This window comes from Leisingera sp. ANG-Vp (assembly GCF_000813725.1).
GTDB lineage: Bacteria > Pseudomonadota > Alphaproteobacteria > Rhodobacterales > Rhodobacteraceae > Leisingera.
Genome location: NZ_JWLD01000079.1, coordinates 1 through 4,981 on the forward strand (window position 1 = coordinate 1; position 4,981 = coordinate 4,981).

General features: G+C 63.6%; 8 protein-coding genes. 6 read left to right on the top strand and 2 right to left on the bottom strand.

The features are described 5' to 3' along the window. Window positions 1-8: 8 nt before the first annotated feature. A complete protein-coding gene (locus RA20_RS21380) occupies window positions 9-1,031 on the bottom strand; it encodes a pseudouridine synthase (protein ID WP_039133611.1) in 1,023 nt (340 codons plus the stop codon). Window positions 1,032-1,092: 61 nt separating this feature from the next. Here RA20_RS21380 and RA20_RS21385 point away from each other — a divergent pair, with 61 nt between their 5' ends. The 4 genes from RA20_RS21385 to RA20_RS21400 all read left to right on the top strand — a co-directional run bounded on the left by RA20_RS21385 (window position 1,093) and on the right by RA20_RS21400 (window position 3,156). Continuing rightward, entirely contained in the window at window positions 1,093-1,542 is a 450-nt protein-coding gene (locus RA20_RS21385; RefSeq protein ID WP_039133589.1) for a nucleoside deaminase, read from the top strand. A gap of 97 nt (window positions 1,543-1,639) precedes the next feature. Continuing rightward, window positions 1,640-2,221, top strand: coding sequence for a TetR/AcrR family transcriptional regulator (locus RA20_RS21390; RefSeq protein WP_039133592.1), 582 nt, complete (start codon window positions 1,640-1,642; stop codon window positions 2,219-2,221). A gap of 21 nt (window positions 2,222-2,242) precedes the next feature. After that, window positions 2,243-2,536, top strand: coding sequence for a YciI family protein (locus RA20_RS21395; protein WP_039133594.1), 294 nt, complete (start codon window positions 2,243-2,245; stop codon window positions 2,534-2,536). Beyond that, window positions 2,533-3,156 carry a DNA-3-methyladenine glycosylase I gene (locus tag RA20_RS21400; protein ID WP_039133598.1) on the top strand — a complete coding sequence of 208 codons (624 nt, stop codon included), beginning with the start codon at window positions 2,533-2,535 and terminating at the stop codon, window positions 3,154-3,156. The genes RA20_RS21395 and RA20_RS21400 overlap by 4 nt, the downstream gene beginning before the upstream one ends. Window positions 3,157-3,263: 107 nt before the next feature. On the opposite strand, the gene RA20_RS21405 is transcribed toward RA20_RS21400, so the two are convergent. After that, complete coding sequence (locus RA20_RS21405) at window positions 3,264-3,956, bottom strand: metal-dependent hydrolase (protein WP_039133600.1); 693 nt, start codon at window positions 3,954-3,956, stop codon at window positions 3,264-3,266. Window positions 3,957-4,133: 177 nt separating this feature from the next. Between RA20_RS21405 and gatC the strand changes: the two genes are divergently transcribed. Then, on the top strand, window positions 4,134-4,421 hold the full coding sequence (gatC, locus tag RA20_RS21410) for an Asp-tRNA(Asn)/Glu-tRNA(Gln) amidotransferase subunit GatC (RefSeq protein WP_039133603.1): 288 nt from the start codon (window positions 4,134-4,136) through the stop codon (window positions 4,419-4,421). Window positions 4,422-4,426: 5 nt separating this feature from the next. Beyond that, window positions 4,427-4,981 (top strand): amidase family protein (locus RA20_RS21415; RefSeq protein WP_039133608.1); only part of this gene is annotated, 555 nt, incomplete at its 3' end.

A 4,981-nucleotide genomic window follows, 5' to 3' on the forward strand; every position in this document is an offset into this window, starting at 1 on the left:
TAAATGCCTCAGCGGCGGGGATTCTTGCCGATCGGGCGCTTTCCGGCGCCGCGCTGGGCAGGGCGTTCCCCGCGCGGGGCTGTGCCTTTGCCTGCAGGCTTGCCCGGGGCGCCCGGGCCCTTTGCGCCGGGCCTGCCACCAGGTTTACCCGGCTGTTTGCCTGCTGGCTTTCCACCCGGCTTGCCGGTGCGGGAGCGGGTCGGCCGTGCCGGCTTTTCTTCTTCAGGCTCCAGTCCCAGCTGATCGCGCACCACCCGCGGGCGCAGCTCTTCGACCTCGCCCGCCTTCAGATCGCCCAGCTGGAACGGCCCGTAGGACACCCGCAGCAGCCGGTTCACGCTGAACCCGATGTCTTCCATCGCCCGGCGGATCTCGCGGTTCTTGCCTTCGCGCAGGCCCACGGTGACCCAGGCATTGGCGCCTTGCTGGCGGTCCAGCGAAACCGTCATCGGCTGAAAACGTTCGCCTTCGATCACCAGGCCCTTGCGCAGCGGTGCAAAATCTTCGTCCTTGGGCCGCCCGTTGATCCGCACCCGGTAACGGCGCAGCCAGCCGGTCGAAGGCAGTTCCAGCTTGCGCTTGATGCCGCCGTCGTTGGTCAGCAGCAGCAGCCCTTCGGAGTTGAGGTCGAGCCGCCCCACCGTCATCACCCGCGGCATCTCTTCCGGCAGCTCGTCAAAGATCGTCTTGCGTCCCTTCTCATCGCTGTTGGTGGTCACCAGCCCGGAGGGTTTGTGATAGAGCCACATCCGTGGCGCCTCGGCCTCGGGCAGCGGCTGGCCGTCCACCAGGATCCGGTCCTTGGCCGTCACGTTCAGCGCCGGGCTGTCGATCTTCTTGCCGTTTACCGAAACCCGGCCTTCGCCGATCATACGCTCAGCCTCGCGGCGCGAGGCAACACCTGCGCGCGACAGCACCTTGGCGATGCGGTCGCCTTCAGGCGCTGCGCCGCCTTCGGGCTTGGCGGCCGTCTTGCGGGGCTGGGATTTCGGACCGGGTTTGCCTTGGGGGGATGCGGGTGTTTTGCTCATGCGGCTGCCATAGAGCATTCCGCCGCCTTGCGAAAGCGCGCAATCGCGGGCAGGTAGGGGCATGGCTTTCAAATCGCATATGGACAAAGCGCTGGAACAGGCGCGGCTGGCAGCATCGCGCGGCGAGGTTCCGGTGGGCGCGGTGCTTATTGCTCCGGACGGGCAGGTGGTTGCACTGGCGGGAAACCGCACCCGCGAGCTGAACGATCCGACCGCCCATGCCGAGATGCTGGTAATCCGCGAAGCCTGCGCGGCCTTGGGCAGCGAACGCCTTACGGGCCATGATCTCTATGTGACGCTGGAGCCCTGCGCGATGTGCGCCGCCGCCATCGCTGCCGCCCGCATCCGCCGCGTCTACTATGGCGCCTCCGATCCCAAATCGGGTGGGGTGGCCCATGGTGCCTGTGTGTTCTCCCACCCGCAGGCGCACCACGCGCCCGAGGTCTATGACGGCATCGCCGAAGCGGAAGCAGCAGCGCTGCTCAAAGATTTCTTTGCTGCCAAACGCTGACACGGCGGATGGTGACGTGCCGTCGTTTTTTCTGCATGTTGCTTTGCTAGGTCGAATGTCCTAATTGAAAAATAGGTCAATTGTCCTAGGGGTGGGGATGCCACAGCCAGCTACCAAAGACCGGATTGCCGAAGCGGCGGACCAGCTGTTCTATGAGCAGGGGTTCGAAGCAACGTCCTTTGCCGATATCGCTGCAGCCGTGGGTATCTCGCGCGGCAATTTCTACTATCATTTCAAAACTAAGGACGAGATTCTTGACGCGGTGATCAGCCGCCGCTTGGGCAGCACGCGTGCCATGCTGCAGGACTGGCAGGCACAGGGCGCCAGCCCGGCCGGCCGCATCACCTGCTTCATTCGCATTCTCATCGCCAACCAGGCCAAGATCACCCTTTACGGCTGCCCGGCCGGCACGCTGGTTTCTGAATTGGCCAAGCTCGATCACAGTGCGCAAGGACAGGCCAACGCCATTTTCACCCTGTTCCGCGATTGGCTCTGCCGCCAGTTCCAGGAGCTGGGCTGCGGCACCCGCTCGGACGCATGTGCAATGCACCTCTTGGCCCGCAGCCAGGGGGTGGCCTCTCTGGCCCAGGCGTTCAAGGATCCGGAATTCATCAACAGTGAAGTTCAGCAGATGCAGGACTGGCTCGCAGGCCAGGCTCCAGCGCCGGATGCTGGCTGAAACCCATCAAAGGAGATATGCATGTATTTCATTTTGCTCACATTTTCGGCGCAAAAGGAGCGCCTGGCAGAGTTTCTTGAGGGCCACAAGGCCTGGCTGCAGCAGGGGTTCGAGGACGGGGTCTTCCTGGCCGCCGGGTCGATGACCGATGGCGAGGGCGGTGCGATCCTTGCGATCGGTGAAAGCGAAGAGGCCCTGTTTGCCCGCGTCGCTCAGGACCCGTTTGTCTCCGGCGGGGTTGTCGAGCCGGAGATCATCGGTGTGGCACCCACCATGATGGATCCGCGGCTTGATTTCCTGCGGGCCGCCGAATGAGCCGTCTGTTCACTGCGCCCGATGGTCTGCCCCGCTGCGCTTGGGCGGGGTCGGCCCCGGATTTCCTGCGCTACCATGACGAGGAATGGGGCTATCCGGTTGGGGGCGACATCCGCCTGTTCGAGAAGGTTTGCCTGGAAAGCTTCCAGTCGGGGCTCAGTTGGCGCACGATTCTGGACAAGCGCGAGAATTTCCGCGCCGCCTTTGCCGGGTTCGACTTCAACAAAATGGCCAAGTTCGATGAAACGGATGTGGAGCGTTTGCTGCAGGACAAGGGCATCATCCGCCATCGCGGCAAGATCGAGGCGGTGATCAACAACGCCGCCCGTGCCCAGGAGCTGGTGGCGGAGGCGGGGTCGCTGGCCGCATTCTTCTGGAGTTTTGAGCCCAAGCCGGAGGACCTGCCGGAGCCGCAGACCGTTTCCACCAGCCCCGAATCCGTCGCGCTCTCCAAGGCGCTGAAGAAACGCGGCTGGAAATTTGTCGGCCCCACCACAGCCTTTGCCTTCATGCAGGCCATGGGGCTGATCAACGACCACGCCTATGGCTGCCATTGCCGCGAAAAAGCCTCTGCTGCCCGCAGGGCCTTTACGCCGCCCGCTCTGAAGGCGGCTGTTTGACGGATCCGCGCCGGGCCTTCAGGCCCGGCGCTTGGCCCAACGGGAGCGGATCTGCAGCGCAGATCCAGCGACGGGCGGGAGCTCCCCGGCCGCTGCCTGAAGCCCTGTCAGAGCTCGATCGCCGTCATCACTTCTGGCTCGATCACTTCAACGCCTGGCAGCCCGTCGATCAGATCCTGCGCTGACTGCTCCAGGATCGGGAAGCTTTTGTAATGGCAGGGGATCACCGTCTTGAAGTTGAAATACCGCTTGGCGGCATAGGCCGTGGCCTTCATGTCCATGGTGAAATGCCCGCCCGCCGACAGGATGCCCACGTCCGGTTTGTAGTAATCGCCCATCCACTCCATGTCGGCCATGATGTCGGTATCGCCGGACAGATATACCGTCTTGCCTTCGGCCCGGATCATGAAGCCAACCTCGCTGCCGCCGGTGCGCAGCCCTTCAGGCGTCGAAAAGGTCGAGCTGTGCGAGGCCGGAACCATCGACACTTTCACGCCGTTCAAATCCACCGTGCCGCCCTTGTTGAAGCCGACGGTCTCCACCCCTTCGGTCTCGGCCCAGAGCCCCATCAGGTCGTATTGACCCGCAACCGGCACGCCCAGCCGTTTCGCCAGCGGCAGCACATCCACCACATGGTCGAAATGCACATGGGTCAGCAGGATATGGGTGGCGCCGGCAATTGCCGCCTCATGGCTCTCTTCCGGCAGCACCGGATTGCCGGTCAGCCAGGGATCGACCAGCAGCACCTGGCCTTCGGTCTCAATGCGGAATGAGCCATGGCCCAGCCAAATCACTTTCATCTCGAAATCTCCTCCCGTTGTCCTTGCCCGAAGCCTATCAGGCTGAAGGTGAAATGAAATGCAGACGTGCCGGCAATTTCCGCGCCCCGGCCTCATTGCAGGGCATCCGTCCCAAGCAGGCTTGCAGGCGGGCCGGTGCGGCGGTAAATGCCTAGGCAACACGAGATGAGGGTTTCCATGTCGATTGACCAAAGCACCGCCGCCAAGGTGGCCAAACTGGCCCGGATCAAGGTCGAGGATGACGCGCTGCCGGCGCTGGCAGACGAGTTCAACAATATCCTGGGCTTCATCGAGCAGCTGAACGAGGTGGATGTGACCGGCGTTGAGCCGATGACCTCCGTGACTCCGCAGCGCCTCAAGCGCCGCGTTGATGAAGTCACCGACGGCAGCCAGCAGCCCAAAGTGCTGGCCAATGCACCCGACGCCCGCGAAGGCTTTTTCGCAGTGCCCAAGGTTGTGGAGTAAGAGACATGAGCGATCTGAACAAACTGGGCCTGGCAGAGGCCCGCGACGCGCTGCGCAAAGGCGACACCACTTCCGTTGAGCTGACCGAGGCCTGCCTCAAGGCCATCGATGCAGCAGACGCGCTGAACGCTTTCGTCCACAAGACGCCCGAAGTCGCCATGGAGCGTGCCAAGGCTGCAGACGAACGCATCAAGGCGGGCGATGCCCCCTCCATGTGCGGCCTGCCGGTCGGCATCAAGGATCTGTTCTGCACCAAGGGCGTGGCCTCGCAAGCCGCTTCCGGCATTCTCGAAGGCTTCAAGCCTGAATACGAATCCACCGTCAGCCAGAAGCTGGCGGATGCGGGCTCGGTTATGCTGGGCAAGCTGAACATGGACGAGTTTGCCATGGGCTCCTCCAACGAAACCTCGGTCTACGGCAACGCCGTCAGCCCCTGGCGCCGTTCCGGTGACGAAGCGCAGATCACCCCGGGCGGCTCCTCGGGCGGTTCCGCCTCGGCTGTCGCCGCCGATCTTTGCCTTGCGGCCACCGGCACCGATACCGGCGGCTCGATCCGCCAG